The organism is Stenotrophomonas sp. 1L-E-5-B-C3, assembly GCF_057292075.1.
The window spans coordinates 47,011-69,167 of the sequence record NZ_JBXAWS010000019.1; the positions used below are offsets into that span (position 1 = coordinate 47,011).

A 22,157-nucleotide genomic window follows, 5' to 3' on the forward strand; every position below is an offset into this window, starting at 1 on the left:
GGGGTGCGGCCCGCCATGATGGTGGGTCGGCACCGGCGGGGCGTCCGCGTGTTTCCCCTCCGCCTTCTGCCAGTTGAATCGTTGCCGTGCCGCCCTACGCCGGACCTCCCGTCGCTTCCCGATCCGGTGATGCCGCCAGCCCGCTGCGGCTGCTGGCTTACCTCGCGCTGGCCATCACCCTGATCGTGCTTGACGACCAGGCCGGCTGGCTGGCGCGCCTGCGCGGGCAGGCCAACAGTCTGGTGCAGCCGGTGTGGGCACTGGCCGGCCTGCCCGGCAAGCTCGGCAACCAGGTCAAGGACTCTGCAGCCAGCCACAGCCAGTTGGTGACCGAGAACCGCGAACTGCGCAACCAGCTGCTGCTGGCCAACGCCCGCCTGACCCGGTTGCAGACCGCCGCGCTGGACAACGCCCAGCTGCGCGAGCTGCTGAACGTAGCCGAGCGCAGTGGCCTGGACGTGCAGCTGGCGCCGATCCTGGACATCGACCTGGACCCGGTGAAGCAGCGCCTGGTGCTGGATGCGGGCAGCCGCGAAGGCGTGCACGTCGGCCAGGCCGTGATCGATGTCGGGGGCCTGATGGGCCAGGTGATCAGCGTCACCGGCAGCACCTCAACGGTGCTGCTGCTGACCGACCCCGACCATGCGGTACCGGTCACCGTGGCCCGCAACGGCGTTCGCCTGATCGTCTATGGCCGCGGTGACAAGCTGGAACTGCGCGACATCCCGCTCAGCGCCGGCGTGGAAGTGGGCGACGAGATCGTCACCTCCGGCCTCGGCGGCCGTTTCCCGGCAGGCTTCCCGGTCGGCACCATCACCGGCCTGCGCCCGGACGACACCCATGCCTTCCTGGTCGGCGAACTGAAGCCGGCGGCACAGCTCGACCGTGGCCGCGACGTGCTGCTGCTGCGCCCGGGTGCGGCGATCCGCATTCCGCCGGAACTGCGCCTGCAGCTGGAAGAGACCGCCCCGGGTGGCCCGGCGGCGGGCGGAACTGTGCCGGCGGCAACCGCACCGGCCACCACCACGCCGGCACCCGCACCTGCAACGCCTGCACCGACTGTGGGCCGGTCACCGGCTCCGTCCGCGTCGCCGACGGTGGCCCCGGCATCTCCAGCCAGCTCCACGGTAGTGCCGGCCGCTGGCCGGCAGCAATCCCCGTCTGCGACGAGGAATGCTGCCCCCGCATCTTTCCTTAACCCCGCGCCTGCGGCGCGCCCCCTTGAACAACAAGGGGGCTCCACTCCAGCCAGCGCTCCGGTAGTGCCGGCCGCTGGCCGGCAACCGACCACGCCGGAGGCCCAGCGATGAGCCGCCTGCGCGACAACCCCTGGGTGCTGCCGGCCAGCCTGGTAGTGGCCCTGCTGCTGGGCCTGCTGCCGTTGCCGGCGCTGCTGCAGCCGCTGCGTCCGTACTGGCTGGCGCTGGTGCTGGCGTACTGGGTGATCGAAGCGCCCGAGCGCGTCGGCCTGGGCATCGCCTTCGCCAGTGGCGTCATCGCCGATCTGCTGTACGGCGGCGTGCTGGGAGAACAGGCGCTGCGGCTGGTGATGCTGGCCTTCATCCTCCAGCGCTTCCGCGCCCGCATCCGCTTCTTCCCGATGTCGCAGCAGATGCTCGCCATTGGCGGCCTGCTGTTCAACGACCGCATCGTCAGCGCGCTGGTCCACATCGTGGTGGATGAGCCGACCCTGCCGTGGTCGTACTGGTGGGCGCCGCTGCTGGGCATGGGCCTGTGGCCGCTGGTGTTCGTGCTGCTGGACGCGGTGCGTTTCGGCAAGCGCGGGCGCTGAGCCATGATTCCGCGCCGCCAGGTCAAGAACCCGCACGCCGAAGCCGAGCAGTTCCGCCGCCGCGCGGCGCTGGGTTTCCTTGGCGTGCTGGTCTGCCTGCTGGGCCTGGGCGGCTGGTACTTCAAGCTGCAGGTGCTGGACCACGACGTCTACGCCACCCGCTCGGAAGCCAACCGCATCAAGCCACGGCCGGTAGTGCCCGGGCGCGGCATGATCTACGACCGCAACGGCCGCCTGCTGGCCGAGAACGTGCCGGCCTTCCGCCTGGACGTGACCCCGGACAAGGTCAAGGACATGGATGCCACCCTGGAAGGGCTGGCGAAGATCATCAGCATCAGCCCGGAAGAGCTGGAAGCATTCGACAAGTCGCGCAAGGCGCGCCGCAAGTTCCTGCCGGTCACGCTGAAGCTGCGCATGAGCGACGAGGAGATGGCGCGCTTCGCGGTCGATCGCTGGCGTTTCCCCGGCGTCGAGCTGGAACCCTATCTGACCCGGCGCTACCCGTACGGTGACCTGTTCGCGCACATCATCGGCTACGTCGGCCGCGTCGATGAAAAGGATCTGGAAATCCTCGGCGAGGGCAATGCAGCCCTGACCCACATCGGCAAGTCCGGGTTGGAGCGCTATTACGAGCAGCAGCTGCGCGGCAAGGTCGGCTACGAACAGGTCGAGACCAACGTACAGGGCCGTGCGATCCGTACCATCGGCCGCGTCGCCGCGCAGTCCGGCGCCGACCTGCGGTTGTCGATCGATGCCGACCTGCAGCGCGCAATGGTGGCCGCCTTCGGCGAACAGGAAGGCTCGGCCGTGGCGATGGACCCGCGCACCGGAGAGGTGCTGGCAATGGTCAGCCTGCCGTCCTACGACCCCAACCTGTTCGTCAACGGTATTTCCCATGCCGACTTCAAGGCGCTGAACGACAACCCATCACGGCCTCAGTTCAACCGCCTGGTGCTGGGTGGCGTCGCTCCCGGTTCTACCCTGAAGCCGCTGATCGGCCTGGCCGGCCTCGATTCGGGCGTGCGCCGGCCCGAAGACAAAGTGCTGTCCACCGGCATGTTCTACCTGCCCGGCACCTCGCGTGGCTGGGGTGACTCGCACCGCGGCGGCCATGGCTGGACCGACCTGCGCAAGTCCATCGCGCAGTCGGTCAACACCTACTACTACAAGCTGGCGCTGGACCTGGGCATCGAGCGCTTCGACCATTACATGGAGTACTACGGCTTCGGCCAGCCGACCGGCATCGACCTGACCGGCGAGATCGGGGGCATCCTGCCGTCTCCGGCGTACAAGCGGAAGAGCCGCAAGGAAGCGTGGTACCCCGGCGACACGGTCAACATCAGCATCGGCCAGGGCGACTGGAAGGTCACTCCGTTGCAGCTGGCACGGGGTGTCAGTGGGCTGGCCAACGGGCAGCTGCGCACGCCGCACCTGGTGATCCAGCAACGTGCAGGTTTCGACCATGACTGGATGGCCACCGACCCGGGCGAGAGCAAGCCGGTCAGCCCGAACCCGAACAATCTGCAGGCGGTGCGCGAAGGCATGATGGCCACCATGCTGCCCGGCGGCAGCGCTGCGCGGATGGCGGCCGGCGCACCCTATACGATGGCAGGCAAGACCGGTACCGCGCAGGTCGTCAGCCGCAAGGGCACCGCCGCAGTGAACCCGAAGAGCCTGCCGATGCACCTGCGCCACCGCGCGCTGTTTGTCGGTTTCGCGCCGGTCGATCAGCCGGTGATCGCGCTGGCGATCGCGGTGGAAGGTGGTGGTTACGGCGGTGCGGCGGCCGCACCAATCGCCCGCAAGGTGTTTGATGCCTATCTGCTGGGCAAGATGCCTGAAGGCATGCAGCCGCTGGACAGCGAACGTGGCACCACTGCCATCGGTGCGACCGCATTCGACAACGAAGATGTGGGCGCGCGCCAGGCGGGCGACCTCGCCGCCGCACAGGTGGGTGAACACCAGGTGCTGGTCGGCGTGCCTGCGCCGGAGCCGGTACCTGCACCACAGCCGGGTACGCCGGCTGCCGCCGCACTGCCGGTCACACCACGCCCGACCGCCGCGGAGCCCGCGCGATGAAAGTATTCCTGCGCTGGGCCGGCGACATGCTGCGCCGCTTCTTCAGCACGCTGGACTGGGTGTTGTGCCTGGCGCTGGGCGCGTTGATGGTGATCGGTCTGGCGACACTCAAGAGCGCGGGCGGCGACAGCCTGGTGATGGCCCAGGGCGCGCGTTTCGCGGTGGGCATGGCCGCGCTGTGGGGCATCTCGCGGGTACCGATACTGCGTATCCGCTCGGCCACGCCGATGATCTATGCGATCTCGATGATTCCGCTGCTGGCAGTGTTCGTGCTTGGCACAGGCAAGTACGGTCGGCAGTGGCTGGACCTGAAATTCTTCTATCTGCAGCCGGCCGAACTGCTGAAGGTCAGCCTGCCGATGATGGTGGCCTGGTACCTGCACAAGATGCCGCTGCCGCCGCGCTTCAATACCGTGCTCGTGTCCCTGGTCATCATAGGTGTGCCGACCGGCCTGGTGATGCTGCAGCCCGACTTCGGCACCGGCGTGCTGATCGCTGCCAGCGGCGTGTTCGTGCTGCTGCTGGCCGGCTTGCCGTGGTGGTGGGTTGGCCTGGGTGTGGGTGGTGTGGCCGCGGTCGCACCGGTGGCCTGGTTCTGGCTGCTGCGGCCCTACCAGAAGGACCGCATCATGATGTTCCTGGACCCGGAGATGGATGCGCTGGGTGCTGGCTGGAACATCATCCAGTCGAAGATCGCGATCGGTTCTGGCGGCTTCGATGGCAAGGGCTGGGGCGAGGGCTCGCAGTCGCACCTGAACTTCATTCCCGAGCAGACCACCGACTTCGCGTTCTCGGTACTGAGCGAGGAATTCGGCTGGATCGGCGTGGCCACCGTGCTGGCGCTGTACCTGGTGGTGATCGGTCGCTGCCTGTGGATCGCCAGCCAGTCGCGCGATTCCTATTCGCGGCTGCTGGCCGGTGCCACCGGGCTGGCGTTCTTCGTCTACGTGCTGGTCAACGGCGGGATGATTTCCGGACTGCTGCCGGTGGTGGGCGTGCCGATGCCGCTGATCAGCTACGGCGGTACGTCGGCGGTTTCGCTGCTGGCCGGCTTCGGCTTGGTGATGGCGGTACGCAGCCACAATCCGGTACACGGCGGCTACGGGTAACACCGGCTGCGCGCTTCGCGAGCCGCCGCCGGGCATGGCCCGGCGCTACCTGCCTTCGCCTTCCCGTAGAGTCGAGCTTGCTCGACCGCTTCTGATTTCTGTAGAGCCGAGCCATGCTCGGCTCAGGGCCTGCATACACTGTACGAAAGGCAGTCGAGCATGGCTCGACTCTACAAATACAGAAGCAGCCTGACAGCTTCACGCAAGGGCGCGTTGCTACCGTGGCCCGCGTGGAATGGAAACGAATGCTTGGCGGCTGCCGTGAGGCGATGCGCACGATCGATCTGCCGTTGCTGATCGCGCTGTTGATCCTGATGGCCGCCGGCCTGGCAGTGCTGCACAGCGTGTCCGGTCCGGTAACGGGGCAGGCGGCGCGCTTTGCCGGTGGCCTGGTGGCGATGTGGTTGCTGTCGCGGGTCTCGCTGCTGCGCCTGCGCGCATGGACGCCGGCGCTGTACGCGCTGTCGATGCTGCCGCTGATGGCGGTATATGTGATTGGCACCGGCAAGTACGGGCAGCGCTGGCTCAACCTGGGCGTGTTCTATCTGCAGCCGTCCGAACTGCTCAAGCTCAGCCTGCCGTTGATGATGGCCTGGTACCTGCATCGGCAGCCGTTGCCGCCCTCGCCACGCACGGTACTCACCGCCGCGGTGCTGATTGGCGTGCCAGCGGTTCTGATCCTGATGCAGCCCAACCTCGGCACCGCCACGCTGGTGACCGCCAGCGGCGTATTCGCGTTATTGCTGGCCGGCTTGCATTGGGGCTGGGTGGCGGCGGGTGTGGCGGGGCTGGCGGTGGCCGCGCCGCTGGCGTGGTTCGGACTGCTGCGGCAGTACCAGAAGGATCGCGTGCTGACCTTCCTCGACCCGACGGCGGACCCGCTCGGCACCGGCTGGAACATCCTGCAGTCGCGCATCGCGATCGGTTCGGGTGGCTGGCAGGGGCGCGGCTGGGGGCAGGGCACCCAGGCCACACTGGATTTCCTGCCCGAGTACACGACCGACTTCGCATTTTCAGTGCTCGCCGAGGAGTTCGGTTGGATCGGCGTGGCGACAGTGTTCGCACTCTATCTATTTGTGGTCGGGCGCTGCCTGTGGATCGCGGTGCAGGCGCGCGACACCCATGCACGGTTGTTGGCCGGCAGCCTGGGGCTGGCGTTCTTCGTCTACGTGCTGGTGAACGGTGGAATGATTTCCGGCCTGCTGCCGGTGGTGGGCATTCCGATGCCGTTGATCAGTTATGGCGGGACATCAGCGGTCTCGCTGCTGGCCGGCATCGGCCTGGTGATGGCGGTACGTGGGCACCGGCCCGTGCACGGGGGATAGGGTTTCCAGCGAACGGCGCAGCCCCTCGTGGGTGGTGTCTGGGTGGTCGCGGAAAGCAGAAGCCGCGGGTGGGCCGGTCGGGTTGGGTACGCGGGGGACGCCGTGAATCCGTCCCTGGAGGCTTGGCAGCCGCATCCATGCGGCTGACACCCCCGCGTACCCAACCCGACCGGCCTCTGACAGATTTTGGCGGTCTGCCACCCACGGAGAAGAAAGAGAAGATCAAAAGCGGGTCGCGGCGCTGCGCTTGCTCGTGAACCGAGCATGGCTATGCCGGTCGTCCTGACCGGCACCCTTCGGGCCGTCGCCGTGGGCGACGTTGGCAGCGGCTCCTGCCGCTGCCTTCGGCTCCACACAAGGCAATGAAGCGCCCCGCCAGGCCGCTTTTGCTTTTGATCTTCTCTTTCTTCTCCGTGGGTGGACGCGCACGGAAACTGTCAGGGGGCGGGCGCGGTGGGTTCGCGGGACCGTTGGCGCCATGGATGGCGCCATCGAGCCCCCAGGGACGGGTTTACGGCGTGTCCCGCGAACCCACCGCGCCCGCCCCAATTACATGAGCCGCTTTTCGCGACCACACACGAGGGGCCGCGCCGTTGGCCGGAAACTTCCTGACTCTGCGCAACGCTCGTTGTGGAAGCGTTCTCACCACGATGCACGACAGCACGCCCGACGACCAAAGTCCGTAAAAAGCGTTAGCTGGTTCACACTTTTACAGCGCGTTGATCCTGATCAATGGACTTGTCGTAATCGGCCTGCACAATGACGGCCCGTTCGGCACGGCGCGCCGTCAATCGTTGCAGCGCGAGGGGGCGTCGGGCGGGAAAGCAGTACTGGTCCAACGGGTACAGGGAGCGCGGGGTACTGCCACTGGGGAGCGGCAGCCGCGCAGGTACCGACCGGATCCGGTCGCCGGTTGCGTCTGCGGGGATGGGGACGCAACCGGCAACCTCTATCTGAATGGGGAAACGGGATCACGAGGCCTTCACATTTCCCGCTGCTCGCATGCAAATCGTTGTGATTCATGGTGTTAGGGGTTTTAATTCATCCATGACCTGCTAACCTGCGACGATGATTCGACGCACTCTGGCCTGCATGCTCACCCTCGGCCTGGTCGCCTGCGCGACCCAGCCGAAGTCCCCACCGTCTTCGCCCCAGGCCAGCAGTACGCCGCGCCAGCCTGCCGCCAAGGCCCATGGCCCGGCCGAGGCCGCGCCTGAGGCCGCCGCTGCTACCGCGCCGCCGGTCGACCTCACCCCGGTCCCGTTCGAGGTCGCGCGTGCCCGCTTCGTTGCCGATACCGCCAAGCGCTATGGCCTGAAACCGGAGCAGATCAGCAACGTGCTCGACCAGGCTCAGGTGCGCCAGCCGATCATCGCCGCCATGTCGCGCCCGGCCGAACGGGTCAAGCCGTGGAACGAATATCGGCCGATGTTCATCAGCAAGGCGCGCATCGATGGCGGCCGCGCGTTCCTGGCCCAGCACCGTGCCGAACTGGATCGCGTGCAGCAGCGCACCGGGGTGCCGGCCGAAGTGATCGTGGCAATCATCGGCGTGGAAACCAGCTACGGAAAGAATGCCGGCAACCATCGCGTGCTCGATGCGCTGTACACGCTGGCGTTCTATTACCCGCGCAGTGGTGATCCGGCCAAGCTGGAGCGCGAAGTGCGCCGCGAACTGTTCTTCCGCGATGAACTGGCCAAACTGTTCGAACTGGGCCGCGAAGAGAAACTGGACATCACCACGCTCAAGGGCAGCTATGCCGGCGCGATGGGCATGGGCCAGTTCATGCCGTCCAGCTATCTGGATTACGCCGTGGACGGAAACGGTGATGGCCGCCGCGACCTGTTCACCAGCTATGACGACGTGTTCTCGTCCATCGCCAATTACTTCGTGAAGAAGGGCGGCTGGGTGCGTGGCGGCCAGGTCGCCGTGCCCGCAACGCTGGCCGCTGGGCGCGAGGAATTCAACCCGACCGAGTGGATGCCCACCTGGTCGCTGGCCGATCTGGCGCAGCGCGGCTACCAGCCGAATGCACCGGTGCAGCCGGGTGCCACCGCCACCCCGATCACCCTGGAAGGCAGCACCGGCAAGCAGTACTGGCTGGGCTTCCAGAACTACTATGCGATCACCCGCTACAACCTCTCGAAGATGTATGCGATGGCCGTGTTCCAGTTGTCCCAGGCCATCGCCGGACAGGAGCTGCCCCCGGCATGAACATCAGATGGCTGGTCCCAGGCTTGATCGTCCTCGCGCTGGCTGCCTGCAGCAGCGCGCCGAAGAAGCCGGCCACGGCCGGCCATGGCGGCAAGTCCGGCGGTACGCTGGTGCAGGGCCGTGGCTCACGCCCGGCGCATTGCCCGGAGGGCTCGCCGTATGCGGCCGCCAAGGAAGACCTCAATACCCGCGGCAACTACACTGCCGGCGGCCTGTACAAGCCGGGCGTGCGTGACAGCACGCCGGACTACATTCCCAACGTGGCCTGCATCCCCGAGCCGGAAGTGACCGCGGAAGATCGCTCGGCGATCGGCAACAAGACCCCGTACGTGGTGCTGGGCAAGTCCTACAAGGTGCTCGACGATACCCGCAACTATGTCGAACGCGGTACCGCGTCGTACTACGGTGCCAAGTTCCATGGCCGCCTGACCTCCAACCGCGAGGTCTACGACATGTACCAGTTCACCGCCGCGCACAAGACGCTGCCGCTGCCCAGCTTCGCCCGAGTGACCAACCTGGACAACGGCGAATCGGTGATCGTGCGCGTCAACGATCGTGGTCCGTTCCATGATGGTCGCGTGGTCGATCTCAGTTATGCCGCCGCCGTGCGCCTGGGCATCACCCAGCGCGGCACCGGCAACGTCGAAGTGCGCGCGCTGCAGCCGGGCGAAAGCAACCTGATGGCGCAGAAACCGTCGCGTCGCGAACGTCGTGCTGCGGAAGCGGCCGCTGCGGCAACTGCGGTGGCCAGTGCGCGGCCGGTACCGGCCGCACGTGCCGCCGCCGACAGCGACATCGATCGCCTGGTCAAGGGCCTGCCTGCCGATGGCATGCCGGCGCGTGGCCAGCCGGCCACCACCCAGGGCGTGGCCAGCACCGTGCCGGACGTGGCGGTCAGCAGCCTGCCGCCGAGTGCGCCGCCGGTGCGCGGCACCGCGCCGGCACAGGCGGTCGCTGCCAGCACCACGCCGCGCGCTGTTGCGCCGGCGCCGGTCCGCACCACGCCAGCGGCACCCAGCCTGTCGCAGCAGGTAGTGGGCGCGGTGATGGTGCAGGTCGCCAGTTTCTCCAGCCGCGACAATGCCAACCGCGCGATGGGCCAGCTCAACGCCGCCGGTATCGTCGGCGCGACCATCAGCGACATCGCCGCCGGTGGCCGCACCCTGTTCCGCCTGCGCGTTCCCGCCAGCGACCATGCCAGTGCCGCGGAACTTGCCGGCCGTATCGCCGGTCTGGGCCTGGGTTCGCCGCAGATCGTCAAGGATTGATCCGCCCGGGCCGGTGCTGCCGGCCCATGCTCCCCCGGCCTTACAATGGCCGTTACGTTCCACCCTCCATTCCCGGCCGTCCCCTGGAGCCTGCTGTCCAATGAATTTCCGTTCCGCCGCCACCGCCCTGGCCGCCACCCTGGTGGTGGGCCTGGCCTCCGCCCAGACGCCGCTGCCGACCCCGGCCACGCCGACGCCTGCCGCCGCCGCTGCTGCCCCGGCCACCGTCGCCACCCCGCCGGCACCCGCGCCCAGCGTGTCCAAAGCCTGGGTGCTGATGGATTACGCCACCGGCCAGGTGCTGGCTGGTGAAAACATCAACGAACAGCTGGCCCCGGCCAGCATCACCAAGGTGATGACGTCCTACGTGATCGCCGCCGAGGTCAAGAACGGCAAGGTCCGTCCGGACGACCAGGTGATGATGAGCGAGCGCGCCTGGCGCGAAGGTGGCGCGGGTACCGATGGCAGCTACAGCGGCTTCCCGGTCAACCAGACTGCACGCCTGGAAGACATGGAAAAGGGCATGGCGATCCAGTCCGGCAACGACGCCGCGATCGCCCTGGCCGAGCACGTGGCAGGCAGCGAAGAAGCTTTTGCTTCGCTGATGAACAGCTACGCGGCCAAGATCGGCATGAAGAATTCGCACTTCGTGAATGCCCATGGCCTGACCGCCCCGGGCCACCACAGCAGCGCCTACGATCTGGCACTGCTGGGCCGCGCGATGGTGCGCGATTACCCGGAAACCTACGCGTACAACAAGATCAAGGAATTCCAGGTCGGCAACATCAAGCAGCCGAACCGCAACCTGCTGCTGTGGCGCGATGGCAGCGTGGACGGCATCAAGACCGGCCACACCTCGGAAGCCGGTTACTGCCTGATGAGTTCTGCCCAGCGTGGTGACCAGCGCCTGGTGGCCGTGGTGCTGGGCGGCCAGTCGGAAAAGCAGCGTGCCGATGACAGCCTGGCCCTGTTGAACTGGGGCTTCCGCTTCTTCGAGACCCATCGCCTGTACGAGCCGGGCAAGGCCGTGGCCGAGCACAAGGTCTGGAAGGGCACCACCGACAAGGTGCAGCTGGGCGTGGCCCAGCCGATGCTGGTGAGCGTGCCGCGCGGTCGCTACAACGACCTGAAGCCGAGCATCGACGTGCCCAAGACGCTGGAAGCGCCGTTCACCGCCGGCCAGCAGATCGGCACCGTGAAGGTGATGCTGGATGGCAAGCTGGTGGCCGAAGCGCCGCTGGTGGCGGTGGCTGCCGTCGAACAGGCCGGCTTCTTCAAGCGCCTGTGGGACAGCTTCTGGATGTGGTGGGAATCGGAATGATCCACGCCCCGGCGTGGTGAAGGAAAAGGCCGGCAAATGCCGGCCTTTTCCGTTTCGGGATGCCGCTTGCGCATGAATCCTGCCGGATGTGGGTAGTGCCGGCCGCTGGCCGGCTCCTCATGAACCCATCCGGATATGCCGGCCCCGGTGTGCCGACCAACGGTCGGCACCTACCTACAGCGAGCGGCTGATGGTGAAGCTGCCGAACACGGGCGCCTCGCGCTGGCCGTTGAACTCGCGCGTGCTGTGATAGCGCGCTGCGGCGAACTTCCAGCGTCCGTACATCACGGCCACGCCGTAGCCGCCGTAGGCCACCACATGACGCTTGTCCACGCTGTGACTGCTGCGGAACGTGTTGCCATCCAGCGTGATGTCGCGGATCACCCAGGCAGCGTCCGAGGTCGCGAACAGGTGCCAGGACCAGCCATTGGGACGGCCGCTGCGGGTCGGCGCAGTATTCTCACCGGCCGGGCGCAGCGGCGTGCTGCCGAAGTCGTCCGGCAGCTTCCAGCCGAAGCGCACTTCACCGCCGAGGTTGGCCTTGGTTTCCAGGTTGCCGATCGACCCGCCGTAGTGGCTGATCGCGTCCCAACCCCAACCGTCGGCATTGATGCTGGCATCGCCCGGCCAGCGGCGCATGCGCTCATGGGTCAGCATGAACAGCGGTTCGTTGTGCAGCTGGTTGTCCCAGCCCTTGAATTTCTCGTCGCCCAGTACTTCGTGCACCGCATTCTGCACCTGCTTGCCCTGTGCCCACGGGCCGACCACGCCCAGCGTCAGCTGGGTGGTCTGCAGACGGTCGCCGCTGCGCGCATTGAAACCGAAGTTTGCGATCAGTACGCCGGCGTAAGGGCGGTCGTCCTCGATCAGGTCCCTGCGGCTGAAATCAGTCGGGGTGAAAATGCCCTGGCCGATGCTGAAGATCATGTTCTGCTGTTCGAACTTGCCCGGATGCAGTCCTTCCAGGTACTGGTTCACCCAGCGCGCCATGCGCGGCAGGCACGGGTCATCGGTGTAATCGACCAGGTTGGGCGAGACCAGGGTCAACAGCGCACCGTTGGTATAGCCCTGGTCCTGGTGGCGGCCACCGAACAGGTCGTTGTCGACGCGGAAATTGATCTGCGGCGGGTGGTCGCGCATCGCGTCCGGGCCACATTGTTCGGCCGCCTGGGCGGCAAGGGGGAGGGCAGCGGCCAGCAGGCCGGACAGCCCGAGGGCCGTGAGGCGGCGTTGGGAAGGGGGGCTCATGAGGAGGTTTTTTCTGTCTGTCGTTATCTGCCGCGACACGGTACTCGTGCGGGCGTGATGGAACGAGCGCGTTCGAATCACTTGTCTGTTCCGAAAACGACATTGTCTCGTGAAGACAATCCTGTACTGCCCTGCGGCGCCTGCGCGGGCAATGGCCAATGCTGAACGCCTGTTCAGGTGCAACGCAGCGACTCATTGGTGGGTCTGCTGACTTCGATGAATACTCTTGGGTTTGTTGCCTTGCGGCCCGATAATGGGGGCATGGAAATCAAGTCCGACAACCCCGACCACGGCTTCCAGTTCCCCGGCCAGTTCGAGCTCAGCGCGATGGGCCCGGCCAACCGCGGCCTGGAACATGAGCTTCCCCGCCTGCTGCTGGCTGCCGGTATCGATGTGGTCAATGAACGCATCAGCTGGAAGCATTCGACCAACGGCAAGTACGTGTCTGTGCGCATGGTGTTCAAGGCCGAGAGCCGCGAACAGTACGATCTGGCGCACCAGGCACTGCGCGACCACCCGGAAGTGAAGTGGACGCTGTAGCCGACAGCTGCCCGGCCGAAGCCGCCCCGGAACACCGCGCGCCGCGCCCGGCGGTGGTCCGTGATCTCGGTCGCCAGCCCTATGAGCCGGTGTGGCGTGCCATGCAGCGCTTCACCTACCAGCGCAGCGACGCCGATGCCGACGAGCTGTGGGTGGTCGAGCACGATCCGGTGTTCACTCTCGGCCAGGCTGGCAAGGATGAGCACGTGCTGGCGCCCGGTGAGATCCCGGTGCTGCACGTGGATCGTGGTGGCCAGGTGACCTACCACGGCCCCGGCCAGATCGTGGTCTACCCGCTGCTGCGCCTGCCGCGGCTGGGCATCGGCGTGCGCGACTACGTGTGCCGCATCGAACAGGCGATCATCGACACGCTCGCCGAATGGAACATCGGCGCTGAGCGCCGCGAGGGCGCCCCCGGCGTCTATGTCGGTAACGCCAAGATCGCCGCGCTCGGCATCCGCGTGCGCCGTGGCTGCACCTTCCATGGCCTGGCCTTCAACGTGGCCATGGACCTGGAACCCTTCCACCGTATCAACCCCTGTGGCTATCAGGGGTTGCAGGTGACCTCGGTGGTAGACTTGGGTGGCCCCTCCGGGATGGATGCCGTCAAGCCGGTGCTGCTGGACCACCTGGCCCGCCAGTTCGGCCTGCTGCTGCAGCACACGCCCGAACTGCCTGATTTTTCTGCGGCCGCCTGACCGCCACCCGGAACTGCCATGACTGAATCCACCGCCCGTTCCATTCCCCTGCAGATCGTGCAGGGCGATTCTCCGTCCGCCGCGCCGTTGCAGGCCGGAGTCAAGCAGCTGGGCGGTGACAAGATCAACCGCTCGCCGGTGCAGTTCGCCGACGCGCCGGTGCTGCGCAAGCCGTCGTGGATCCGCGTGCGCATTCCCTCGGGCAATGCGGTGCAGAACCTGAAGGCCAAGCTGCGCGAGAACCGCCTGGTGACGGTGTGCGAGGAAGCCAGTTGCCCGAACATCCACGAGTGCTTCGGCCACGGCACGGCAACGTTCATGATCCTCGGCGAAGTCTGCACCCGTCGCTGCTCGTTCTGCGACGTCGCCCATGGCCGCCCGAAGCCGCCGGATGCCAACGAACCGGCCAGCCTCGGCCAGACCGTGGCCGACATGGGCCTGAAGTACGTGGTGGTGACCAGCGTCGACCGCGATGACCTGCGCGACGGCGGTGCCCAGCACTTCGTCGACTGCATCAGCGCCATCCGCGAGAAGTCGCCGGGCACCCGCATCGAAGTGCTGACCCCGGATTTCCGTGGCAAGGGCCGCATGGAGCGCGCGCTGGAGATCCTGGCGCAGAACCCGCCGGATGTGTTCAACCACAACATCGAGACCGTGCCGGACCTGTACCGCAACGTACGCCCGGGCGCGGACTACCAGTGGTCGCTGAACCTGCTGAAGAACTTCAAGGCGCAGCACCCGGAGGTGCCGACCAAGAGCGGCATCATGCTGGGCCTGGGCGAAGAGTTCGAACAGATCAAGGCCACCATGCGCGACCTGCGCGCGCACGACGTGGACATGATCACCATCGGCCAGTACCTGCAGCCGACCGCGCACCACCACCCGGTGCTGAAGTACTGGACCCCCGAGGACTACAAGGCGCTGGAAGACTACGGCTACGAGCTGGGCTTCAGCCACGTGGCCTCCGGCCCGATGGTGCGCTCGTCGTACCACGCCGACGTGCAGGCCAAGGGCGCCGGCGTCTCCTGATCGGTAGCGCCGGGCCATGCCCGGCGAGCGCAGCGGGAAAGAGCCGCCGGGCATGGCCCGGCGCTACCGATCGGTGGCCCACCGCTACCGATGGGCGCGCCCACCGTTGGTGGTGGGTGCGGACCGTTGGTCCGCACGCCTTCGCCTGCATTCACAATTTGCTACACCGGCCCCGCTAGGCTGGTTTTCCACCGAACGCGGCCGGATGACAAACCCGGCAACTTTCGGCACTGTCGCGGTGTCTGAACACCCCGCAGTCTCCCCCTTGGCAAGGCGCCTTCGAGCACGTCAATGAAATTCAAAGCCCCCGCATTCCTGATGGCCCTGGCGCTGGTCGCGCCGCTGGCGTTGGCGGCCAAGGCCGACTCGCCCGCATTGCCTGCTGCGGCCACCGCCGATCAGGTGACCACCTCCAAGCTGGTGTACGGCCTGTTGTCCGACAGTCGTTATGCCTACCGCCCGCGCGCGCTGGACGAGGCCACCTCCAAGGACGTGTTCAAGCGCTATCTGGAAACGCTGGACGGCGGCAAGCAGTACTTCACCCAGGCCGACGTGGCGCGCTTCGCGCCGTTCGAAGCCAACATTTCTTCGGCCATCCGTGGCGGCGAGCTGGAGCCGGCGTTCCAGGTATTCGCCGTGTACAAGCAGCGGGTCGGCGAACGCGTGGCCTATGCGCGCAAGCTGCTCAAGCAGGAACCGGACTTCACCGCCGACGAGCGCTTCGAATACGACCGCAAGAAGGTGCCGTGGGCGGCCAGCAGCGCCGAACTGGACGAGCTGTGGCGCAAGTCGGTCAAGAACGATTGGCTGCGCCTGAAGTTGGCGGGCAAGAAGCCGGACGACATCCGCAAGACGCTGGACAAGCGCTATGCGACGCTGCAGAAATCGGTCAACGAACTGAAGGGCGAAGACGTCTTCCAGTTCTTCATGAATTCGTACACCAGCGCGGTCGATCCGCATACTGACTACTTCACCCCGCGCACCGCCGAGAACTTCAACCAGGCGATGTCGCTGTCGCTGGAAGGCATTGGCGCGCAGCTGCAGCGCCAGGACGACGTGGTGGTGATCCGCGAGATCATCGCCGGTGGTCCGGCGGCGGTGGACGGCACGCTGAAGCCGGGTGACCGCATCGTTGGCGTCGGCCAGGGCAAGTCCGGCCTGATCGAGGACGTGATCGGCTGGCGCATCGACGATGTCGTGGCCAAGATCCGCGGCGCCAAGGACACCGAGGTCAAGCTGGAATTCATTCCGGCGGCCGAAGGTGCCGACGGCAAGCATCACACCCTGGTGCTGACCCGGCAGAAGGTGCGCCTGGCCGAACAGGCCGCCAAGGGCGAGACCATGAGCATCCCGGCTGCCAACGGCGAGCCGGCACGCAAGGTCGGCGTGATCAAGCTGCCGACCTTCTACCAGGACTTCGAAGGTCGTCGTCGCAACGCCGCCGACTACGCTTCGGCGACCCGTGACGTGGCCAAGCTACTGGCCGGCTTCAAGAACGACAAGCTGGACGGCGTGGTACTGGACCTGCGCAACAACGGCGGTGGTTCGCTGGACGAAGCAATTGAACTGACCGGTCTGTTCATCGAGCAGGGCCCGGTGGTGCAGGTGCGTGAATCCGGTGGCCGCATCACCGTCAACAGTGACCGCAACCAGGGCGTGGCCTGGGACGGTCCGCTGGCGGTGTTGATCAACCGTGGCTCGGCCTCGGCCTCCGAGATTTTCGCCGGCGCCATCCAGGACTACGGTCGTGGCCTGGTGATCGGTGAAACCAGCTTCGGCAAGGGCACCGTGCAGAACATCGTCGATCTCGACCGTTGGCCGAGTGGCGAAACCCAGCGCTTCGGCCAGGTCAAGCTGACCATCGCCCAGTTCTTCCGCATCAGCGGCAGCAGCACCCAGCACAAGGGTGTGGTGCCCGACCTGGCGTTCCCGGCCAGCGTCGATGCCACCGAATTCGGCGAGAGCACCTACGACAACGCCCTGCCGTGGACCCGCATTGCTGCCGTGCCGCACACCCAGTACGGCAACTTCGCGCCGCTGCTGCCGAAGCTGGAAACCCGCCATGACGCGCGCATTGCCGCCGACAAGGAATTCCAGTGGTGGAACGAGGACGTGCAGCAGTTCCGCACCGAGGCCGCGAAGAAGTACATCTCGCTCAACGAGGCCACCCGCCGCGCCGAGCGTGAGCGCCAGGACACCCAGCGCAAGGAGCGCCAGGCGATGCGCAAGGAACTGGGCCTGGCCCTGGACCCGCTGGCCGATGACAGCAACGACGACGGCCTGACTGGCAACGAGCGCGACATCGTGAAGGATGCCGCCCGCGAGAAGGCTGCCGAGAAGCGTCCGGATCCGCTGCTGCGCGAGTCGGCCTCGATCCTGGCCGATGCGGTGAACCTGCTGGCCAATGACCGCCCGCTGTCGGCGCAGGTGCTGCCGCAGTCCACCGGCGCTGGTCGCTGGGCGGACTGAGCCGGCGACGGCATGTGATAGCCGAGGGGCCGGCATTGCCGGCCCCTTTCTGTCTGGGGACCTCGTTCACGGTAGCGCCGGGCCGTGCCCGGCGAGCGAAGTGGATCGCGCGCTTCCGCCGGGCATGGCCCGGCGCTACCGGCGCATGAACAGGCTGCAACGACGGGGGCTGGCGGGCGCACTTTCGACCTGCTGCACACGGGCGCGGGACTACCCTTGGCGGTACTGTCCTCGCAGGAGTACCCATGCGGGCCTCTCGTTTTTCCAGTGCTGCCGTAGCCCTCGCCAGCGCTCTGGTCCTGTCGGCCTGCGGTGGTCGTGCCGCCGACAGCACCGTGCTGCGCGAATCCTTTGATTCCGGCGATACCTTCTCGCGCACGGTCGATGGTCGGCCGGCTGATGCCTGCGAAGCGGCGCGGCGCACCCTGCTCAGCCAAGGCTATGCAATCGCCCGTTCCGACGATACGCAGGTGGAAGGCAACAAGAACTTCCAGCCGCGCGAGGATGACCACGAACAGCTGGTGCTGCGCATCTCCTGCGCGCCACGCGGCAGCCAGGCGTTGGTGTTCGTCAGCGCGGTGCAGGACCGCTATGCGTTGAAGAAGAGCCCAACCTCGGCCAGTGTTGGTGTCGGTGCGCTGGGCTCGGTGTCGCTGCCGTTCGGCAGCAATGACGACTCGCTGGTGAAAGTGGCCAGCAGCACGGTCACCGATGCCGAGTTCTATCGCCGCTTCTTCCAGCGCCTGCAACAGTACCTGCCGGCGGCTGCGGGCACGCCATCGCCGTTGCCGCCGCCACCACCCGCTGCAGCTCCCGAGCCCGCACCGGCCCGCACGGACCAGGGCTGAACGTGCACGGCGGGTTGATGGGCGCGGCCCTGATGCTTGCGCCTGTGCTGGGCATGGCGGCCACAGCCGCCGACTGCACGCAGGGGCTGCTGCAGCGGCTGGGCTGGCGTTTCGATGAAGTCGCGCTCAGTACGCCGCAGGAGCACGGCGGCGCGGTGTGTACGCGCGCGTCGCTGGCCGAGGCGCAGGCCGCCGGCGATCTGCGCGTGCGCTGGCCGGCAGACATGCCCGCTGCAACGCGCCAGGCCTTGCTGCAGCGGCTGCTGGATGATCCGGCCACGGTCTGTGCCTATGCGTTCCAGCTGGGCGCAGCCACACAACGTGCGACCTCGGCATTGCAGGCCAATACCCGCTTCCGATTTTCCGGCCCGCAGCTGGGCTGGATCGGCTTCGGCCTGCAGGGCCCACGCGCCCAAGGCTGGCAGCGCACGCGCAGTTTCGGCCGCGGCTATGTTCCCGAGGCGGGCAACAGCCATGCACTGCAGGCCTTCTACGGCGGTGCCGTGCGTGCCGAATGCGGGGTCGGCCGCCAGGTCGCGCAGCTGGCCACGCAACGAGAGCTTTATGGTGATGCCGCGTTCGATACTGAGTTCGCAGCAGATGAACTGTCGATCGGCACCTTCCTCGCCCTGCACGAGACCGACAGCATCCTGCTCGGTGCCCACGCGGGTGATTTCTTCGCTGATGGCAAGGCGGTGCGCACCTCGGCGATGGGACGGCAGGCCTTCGTCGGCGTGCCCGGTTTCATCGAGCACGTGTACGACAAGGGCACGCTGGATGACCTGAGCAACCAGGCCGAGAACTTCGTCGTGGTCGAGGTGGGCGAGGGCGCCGCGCAGGCACTGGCTGAGCATGGCGGCCTGGCCTGGTACGACCAGCGCAATGTTGAACTTTGGACGCTGGCCCAGCGCATTCCGCGCGTCGGCCGGCGCTACTTCGAGCGTCTGTTGTTCGAGCGCGACCCGGACCTTCGTGCACGGCTGGAACCGCGCTACCACGCCACGCTGGCACGCATGGACCAGCTGCTGGACGATCCGTTCTACCAGCAGTTCGTGATCTATGTGCATCCACGCGGTATACGTCCCATCGGCTACCACATCGCCCGCCTGCTCGATCGCAACCCGCGAACGCCGTTTTCGATCGACCTGGCGGTGCACAATCTGCATACCACGCTCTACCGGCGTTGGCGCGAGGCGCAGCTGCGCCACTGCGCGGCTACCGGCAGGCCAGGCAGCCTGACCCTAGACCCCAACTGAAGGTGAAACAATGGATATTGCAATGATCGGCCTCGGCCGCATGGGCGCCAACATGGCCCAGCGCCTGCATCGCGGCGGCCACCGCGTGGTCGGCTACGACCCGGGCGAAGGCGCCCGACAGCGCGCCGCCGAGGCCGGCCTGGAGGTGGTTGATTCGCTGGCCGCCGCAGTTGCCGCGCTGCCGGTGCCGCGCGTGGTGTGGCTGATGGTGCCGGCCGGCGAAACCGTCGACCAGACCCTGGGCCAGCTGACCCCGCACCTGGCCGAGGGTGACATCGTCATTGATGGCGGCAACTCCAACTACCAGGACTCGATCCGCCGCGCGAAGGCGCTGGCCGAGGACGACCTGGGCTATGTCGACTGCGGCACCAGCGGTGGCGTGTGGGGCCTGCAGGAAGGCTACAGCCTGATGGTCGGTGGCGAGGCCTCGGTGGTCGAGCAGATCGCGCCGCTGCTGCGCACCCTGGCCCCGGCCGAGGATCGCGGCTGGGCGCGTGTCGGCCCGTCTGGCGCCGGCCACTTCACCAAGATGGTCCACAACGGCATCGAGTACGGAATGATGCAGGCCTACGCCGAAGGCTTCGCACTGATGGAGCGCAAGCAGGAAATGGAGCTGGACCTGGCCCAGGTGGCCGAGGTGTGGCGCCACGGCAGCGTGGTGCGCTCGTGGCTGCTGGACCTGAGCACCGAAGCCCTAAAGCGCAATCCGTCGTTGGATGGCATTGCACCGTACGTGGAAGACTCCGGCGAAGGCCGCTGGACGGTTGCCGAAGCGATCGCACTGGATGTACCGGCACCGGTGATCACCCTGTCGCTGCTGGAACGCCTGCGCTCGCGCGAATCGAATTCGTTCACCGACCGCCTGCTGTCGGCGATGCGCAACGAGTTCGGCGGCCACGCCATCAAGAAATCGTAAGCACCGCGGTGGGGTCGGACCCCTTCGGCGTTGCCGAAGGGGTCCGACCCCATGAAGCCAGTCGAGCATGGCTCGACTCTACAAAAGCCGTCTCCGATGGTTTCCACGTCGATGTGTCGACCAAGGTCGACACCTACCAACAGCGGCTTGAAACTGTCGAAGGCGGGGTGGGTCCGGTTGCGGGGGCGTGAGCCGCATGGATGCGGCGACCGAGCCTCCATGGACGGATTCACGGCGTCCCCCGCAACCGGACCCACCCCGCCATCCCACGGAATGCCCGCTTTTGACGTTGCCGTTGCCGTTGATTCGGCAGGTGCAGGGCGCAGCCCTGCCGGTCACCCCAACTGAACCCGCCGCCCTTCGCGCGCGCTGTCCATCCCCGCCTGCAGCAACCGCATCAGCTGCAGCGCCTGCATCGGACTGACCGTCGCTTCGCCGTCACCGTGCATCGCCGCAGCGAACTGCGCATACAGCCGCCGGTAGTCACCGGGCAGGTTGTCGACGGTACTGCGCTGTACGTTGTCCTCCGCATCGCAGTGCACCAGCTCACCATGCCGCGGATCGATGCCCCAGCCTGGCGCCCCCGGCGCAACCCCACGCCGCAGCTGCGCTTCCTGCACGTCCAGGCCGTGCTTGATCCAACTGGCTTTGCTGCCATGCACGCTGAAGTGTGGTGTCTGCGCCGCAACCAGCGAACCGGCATGCACGATCGCGCGATGCCGCGGGTAGTGCAGCACCGCGTGGAAGTAATCGATGCCGCTGCCACCTTCGCGCTGCACGGCCAGATCGGCATCGATCGACTGTGGCCAGCCGAACAGCTCCAGCATCTGGTCCAGCAGGTGCGGGCCGAGGTCGTACCACAGGCCACTGCCGGGGCCATCCTGCTCGCGCCAGCGCTCGCGCACCTGTGGCCGGTAGCGGTCGAAGTGCGCATGGCACTCGGCCACGTCGCCGAGCGTACCTTCGGCCAGCAGCGCCTGCAGGGTGAGGAAATCGGCATCGAAGCGCCGGTTCTGGAACACGGTGGCGATGCGTCCGGCATCACGTGCCGCAGCCAGCACCGCTTCGGCTTCAGCGACATCCAGCGCGAACGGCTTGTCGACCAGCACGTGCTTGCCCGCGGCCAACGCCGCGATGGCCAGCGGCGCGTGCTGTTCGTTCGGTGTGGCAATCACTACCGCATCCACTGCAGGATCGTCGAACACTTCCTGCGGCGTGGCACGCACGTGCACGTCGCTGAACGCGCGCAACAGGGTGTCGCGCTGCGAACTGACGATGCTGTGCAGCACCAGGCCGGGCGTGTGCTGGATCAGTGGCGCATGGAAGACACGGCCGGCGAGGCCGTAGCCGATCAGGGCCAGTTGCAGGTCGGGGCGCATGGCAGAGCTCCGGCAGTGGGGAAGGGCAGGGTAAACGACGGGGCATGGCAGGCCAAAACTGAACCGTTGCCGTTGGAAACGCTTCGATTCACGGCGGCATGACCGTAACGCCACGCCTGCTCTACGCCGGTGTGTCCAGACTGGCAGCACATCCCGAAGGAGTACGACACGATGAGCAATACCACCCGCACGCTGATCGCTTCCGCCCTGACGCTGGGCCTGGCGCTGTCCTCCTCGGCTGCATTCGCCAAGGATCCGGCCGCGAAGAGCCCGCCGACCAGCACCCATCCGGCCACCCACGCCGACCGCCATGATTCCAACGAGCCGGTGACCGACAGCTGGATCACCACCAAGGTGAAGGCCGACCTGCTGGCCAGCAGCAACGTCCCGGGCACCGAAATCAAGGTGGAAACGGTGAATGGCGTGGTCAGCCTGAGCGGTGCCGTGGCCACCCAGGCCGAGAAAGACAAGGCGGTCACCACCGCCAAGGGCATCAAGGGCGTGACCCGCGTCGATGCCGCCGCATTGAAGGTCAGCGCGGCCGCCAAGCGCTGAACCCGGTGGGCGCCCCGCGTGGGGCGCCCGCTGCTATGTAGAGCCGAGCCCATGCTCGGCTCTACAGCACCGGATTCCGAACCCGTTCAGCCAACCCGGCTGGAAACTCCA

18 protein-coding genes are annotated in these 22,157 nt (G+C 66.9%); 16 read left to right on the forward strand and 2 right to left on the reverse strand.

Annotated elements, in window-relative coordinates; translation table 11 throughout:
- Positions 1-86 precede the first annotated feature (86 nt).
- The 8 genes from mreC to AC0Z6F_RS19340 all read left to right on the forward strand — a co-directional run bounded on the left by mreC (position 87) and on the right by AC0Z6F_RS19340 (position 11,108).
- Positions 87-1,310 carry a rod shape-determining protein MreC gene (gene mreC / locus AC0Z6F_RS19305; protein ID WP_012512132.1) on the forward strand — a complete coding sequence of 408 codons (1,224 nt, stop codon included), beginning with the start codon at positions 87-89 and terminating at the stop codon, positions 1,308-1,310.
- Entirely contained in the window at positions 1,307-1,792 is a 486-nt protein-coding gene (gene mreD / locus AC0Z6F_RS19310; protein ID WP_006392642.1) for a rod shape-determining protein MreD, read from the forward strand. Before mreC ends, mreD begins: the two co-directional genes overlap by 4 nt.
- 3 nt (positions 1,793-1,795) lie before the next feature.
- A complete protein-coding gene (mrdA, locus tag AC0Z6F_RS19315) occupies positions 1,796-3,871 on the forward strand; it encodes a penicillin-binding protein 2 (protein ID WP_012512131.1) in 2,076 nt (691 codons plus the stop codon).
- The gene (rodA, locus tag AC0Z6F_RS19320; RefSeq protein WP_012512130.1) at positions 3,868-4,980 is read left to right on the forward strand and encodes a rod shape-determining protein RodA; all 1,113 of its coding nucleotides are present in this window, start codon (positions 3,868-3,870) and stop codon (positions 4,978-4,980) included. The genes mrdA and rodA (AC0Z6F_RS19320) overlap by 4 nt, the downstream gene beginning before the upstream one ends.
- A 269-nt stretch (positions 4,981-5,249) precedes the next feature.
- On the forward strand, positions 5,250-6,305 hold the full coding sequence (rodA, locus tag AC0Z6F_RS19325) for a rod shape-determining protein RodA (protein ID WP_232053977.1): 1,056 nt from the start codon (positions 5,250-5,252) through the stop codon (positions 6,303-6,305).
- Between the two features lie 1,068 nt (positions 6,306-7,373).
- The gene (gene mltB, locus AC0Z6F_RS19330) at positions 7,374-8,519 is read left to right on the forward strand and encodes a lytic murein transglycosylase B (RefSeq protein WP_006392401.1); all 1,146 of its coding nucleotides are present in this window, start codon (positions 7,374-7,376) and stop codon (positions 8,517-8,519) included.
- Complete coding sequence (locus tag AC0Z6F_RS19335; RefSeq protein WP_100435234.1) at positions 8,516-9,787, forward strand: septal ring lytic transglycosylase RlpA family protein; 1,272 nt, start codon at positions 8,516-8,518, stop codon at positions 9,785-9,787. The genes mltB and AC0Z6F_RS19335 overlap by 4 nt, the downstream gene beginning before the upstream one ends.
- A 100-nt stretch (positions 9,788-9,887) precedes the next feature.
- Positions 9,888-11,108, forward strand: coding sequence for a D-alanyl-D-alanine carboxypeptidase family protein (locus AC0Z6F_RS19340; protein ID WP_006392399.1), 1,221 nt, complete (start codon positions 9,888-9,890; stop codon positions 11,106-11,108).
- A gap of 174 nt (positions 11,109-11,282) precedes the next feature.
- Here AC0Z6F_RS19340 and AC0Z6F_RS19345 read toward each other — a convergent pair whose 3' ends face one another.
- Complete coding sequence (locus AC0Z6F_RS19345; protein ID WP_012512126.1) at positions 11,283-12,356, reverse strand: lipid A deacylase LpxR family protein; 1,074 nt, start codon at positions 12,354-12,356, stop codon at positions 11,283-11,285.
- A gap of 261 nt (positions 12,357-12,617) precedes the next feature.
- Here AC0Z6F_RS19345 and AC0Z6F_RS19350 point away from each other — a divergent pair, with 261 nt between their 5' ends.
- The 7 genes from AC0Z6F_RS19350 (at position 12,618) to gnd (ending at position 20,112) form a co-directional block, all read left to right on the forward strand.
- Positions 12,618-12,896: a YbeD family protein gene (locus AC0Z6F_RS19350; protein ID WP_012512125.1), complete on the forward strand. Its 279-nt coding sequence runs from the start codon at positions 12,618-12,620 to the stop codon at positions 12,894-12,896.
- Positions 12,884-13,594 (forward strand): lipoyl(octanoyl) transferase LipB, encoded by a 711-nt coding sequence (gene lipB / locus AC0Z6F_RS19355; RefSeq protein WP_485618137.1) that lies wholly within the window; start codon positions 12,884-12,886, stop codon positions 13,592-13,594. The genes AC0Z6F_RS19350 and lipB overlap by 13 nt, the downstream gene beginning before the upstream one ends.
- An 18-nt stretch (positions 13,595-13,612) precedes the next feature.
- Positions 13,613-14,623, forward strand: coding sequence for a lipoyl synthase (lipA, locus tag AC0Z6F_RS19360; RefSeq protein WP_006392304.1), 1,011 nt, complete (start codon positions 13,613-13,615; stop codon positions 14,621-14,623).
- A 291-nt stretch (positions 14,624-14,914) separates the two neighbouring features.
- Positions 14,915-17,092, forward strand: a complete 2,178-nt coding sequence (locus tag AC0Z6F_RS19365) for a carboxy terminal-processing peptidase (RefSeq protein WP_012512123.1) — start codon at positions 14,915-14,917, stop codon at positions 17,090-17,092.
- A gap of 245 nt (positions 17,093-17,337) precedes the next feature.
- On the forward strand, positions 17,338-17,940 hold the full coding sequence (locus AC0Z6F_RS19370; RefSeq protein WP_006392232.1) for a DUF2242 domain-containing protein: 603 nt from the start codon (positions 17,338-17,340) through the stop codon (positions 17,938-17,940).
- Between the two features lie 17 nt (positions 17,941-17,957).
- Positions 17,958-19,196: a hypothetical protein gene (locus tag AC0Z6F_RS19375; RefSeq protein WP_012512122.1), complete on the forward strand. Its 1,239-nt coding sequence runs from the start codon at positions 17,958-17,960 to the stop codon at positions 19,194-19,196.
- A gap of 10 nt (positions 19,197-19,206) precedes the next feature.
- Complete coding sequence (gene gnd, locus AC0Z6F_RS19380; protein WP_006470430.1) at positions 19,207-20,112, forward strand: phosphogluconate dehydrogenase (NAD(+)-dependent, decarboxylating); 906 nt, start codon at positions 19,207-19,209, stop codon at positions 20,110-20,112.
- Between the two features lie 335 nt (positions 20,113-20,447).
- Here gnd and AC0Z6F_RS19385 read toward each other — a convergent pair whose 3' ends face one another.
- On the reverse strand, positions 20,448-21,491 hold the full coding sequence (locus AC0Z6F_RS19385; protein WP_012512121.1) for an oxidoreductase: 1,044 nt from the start codon (positions 21,489-21,491) through the stop codon (positions 20,448-20,450).
- A 171-nt stretch (positions 21,492-21,662) separates the two neighbouring features.
- Here AC0Z6F_RS19385 and AC0Z6F_RS19390 point away from each other — a divergent pair, with 171 nt between their 5' ends.
- Entirely contained in the window at positions 21,663-22,046 is a 384-nt protein-coding gene (locus AC0Z6F_RS19390; RefSeq protein ID WP_012512120.1) for a BON domain-containing protein, read from the forward strand.
- Positions 22,047-22,157 lie beyond the last annotated feature (111 nt).

Excerpts from the sequence above, each read along its gene's own strand:
- mreD (WP_006392642.1), top strand. The coding sequence starts at position 1,307 with ATGAGCCGCCTGCGCGACAACCCCTGGGTGCTGCCGGCCAGCCTGGTA.
- mrdA (WP_012512131.1), top strand. The coding sequence starts at position 1,796 with ATGATTCCGCGCCGCCAGGTCAAGAACCCGCACGCCGAAGCCGAGCAG.
- rodA (WP_012512130.1), top strand. The coding sequence starts at position 3,868 with ATGAAAGTATTCCTGCGCTGGGCCGGCGACATGCTGCGCCGCTTCTTC.
- rodA (WP_232053977.1), top strand. The coding sequence starts at position 5,250 with ATGCGCACGATCGATCTGCCGTTGCTGATCGCGCTGTTGATCCTGATG.
- mltB (WP_006392401.1), top strand. The coding sequence starts at position 7,374 with ATGATTCGACGCACTCTGGCCTGCATGCTCACCCTCGGCCTGGTCGCC.
- AC0Z6F_RS19335 (WP_100435234.1), top strand. The coding sequence starts at position 8,516 with ATGAACATCAGATGGCTGGTCCCAGGCTTGATCGTCCTCGCGCTGGCT.
- AC0Z6F_RS19340 (WP_006392399.1), top strand. The coding sequence starts at position 9,888 with ATGAATTTCCGTTCCGCCGCCACCGCCCTGGCCGCCACCCTGGTGGTG.
- AC0Z6F_RS19345 (WP_012512126.1), bottom strand. The coding sequence starts at position 12,356 with ATGAGCCCCCCTTCCCAACGCCGCCTCACGGCCCTCGGGCTGTCCGGC.
- AC0Z6F_RS19350 (WP_012512125.1), top strand. The coding sequence starts at position 12,618 with ATGGAAATCAAGTCCGACAACCCCGACCACGGCTTCCAGTTCCCCGGC.
- lipA (WP_006392304.1), top strand. The coding sequence starts at position 13,613 with ATGACTGAATCCACCGCCCGTTCCATTCCCCTGCAGATCGTGCAGGGC.
- AC0Z6F_RS19365 (WP_012512123.1), top strand. The coding sequence starts at position 14,915 with ATGAAATTCAAAGCCCCCGCATTCCTGATGGCCCTGGCGCTGGTCGCG.
- AC0Z6F_RS19370 (WP_006392232.1), top strand. The coding sequence starts at position 17,338 with ATGCGGGCCTCTCGTTTTTCCAGTGCTGCCGTAGCCCTCGCCAGCGCT.
- AC0Z6F_RS19375 (WP_012512122.1), top strand. The coding sequence starts at position 17,958 with ATGGGCGCGGCCCTGATGCTTGCGCCTGTGCTGGGCATGGCGGCCACA.
- gnd (WP_006470430.1), top strand. The coding sequence starts at position 19,207 with ATGGATATTGCAATGATCGGCCTCGGCCGCATGGGCGCCAACATGGCC.
- AC0Z6F_RS19385 (WP_012512121.1), bottom strand. The coding sequence starts at position 21,491 with ATGCGCCCCGACCTGCAACTGGCCCTGATCGGCTACGGCCTCGCCGGC.
- AC0Z6F_RS19390 (WP_012512120.1), top strand. The coding sequence starts at position 21,663 with ATGAGCAATACCACCCGCACGCTGATCGCTTCCGCCCTGACGCTGGGC.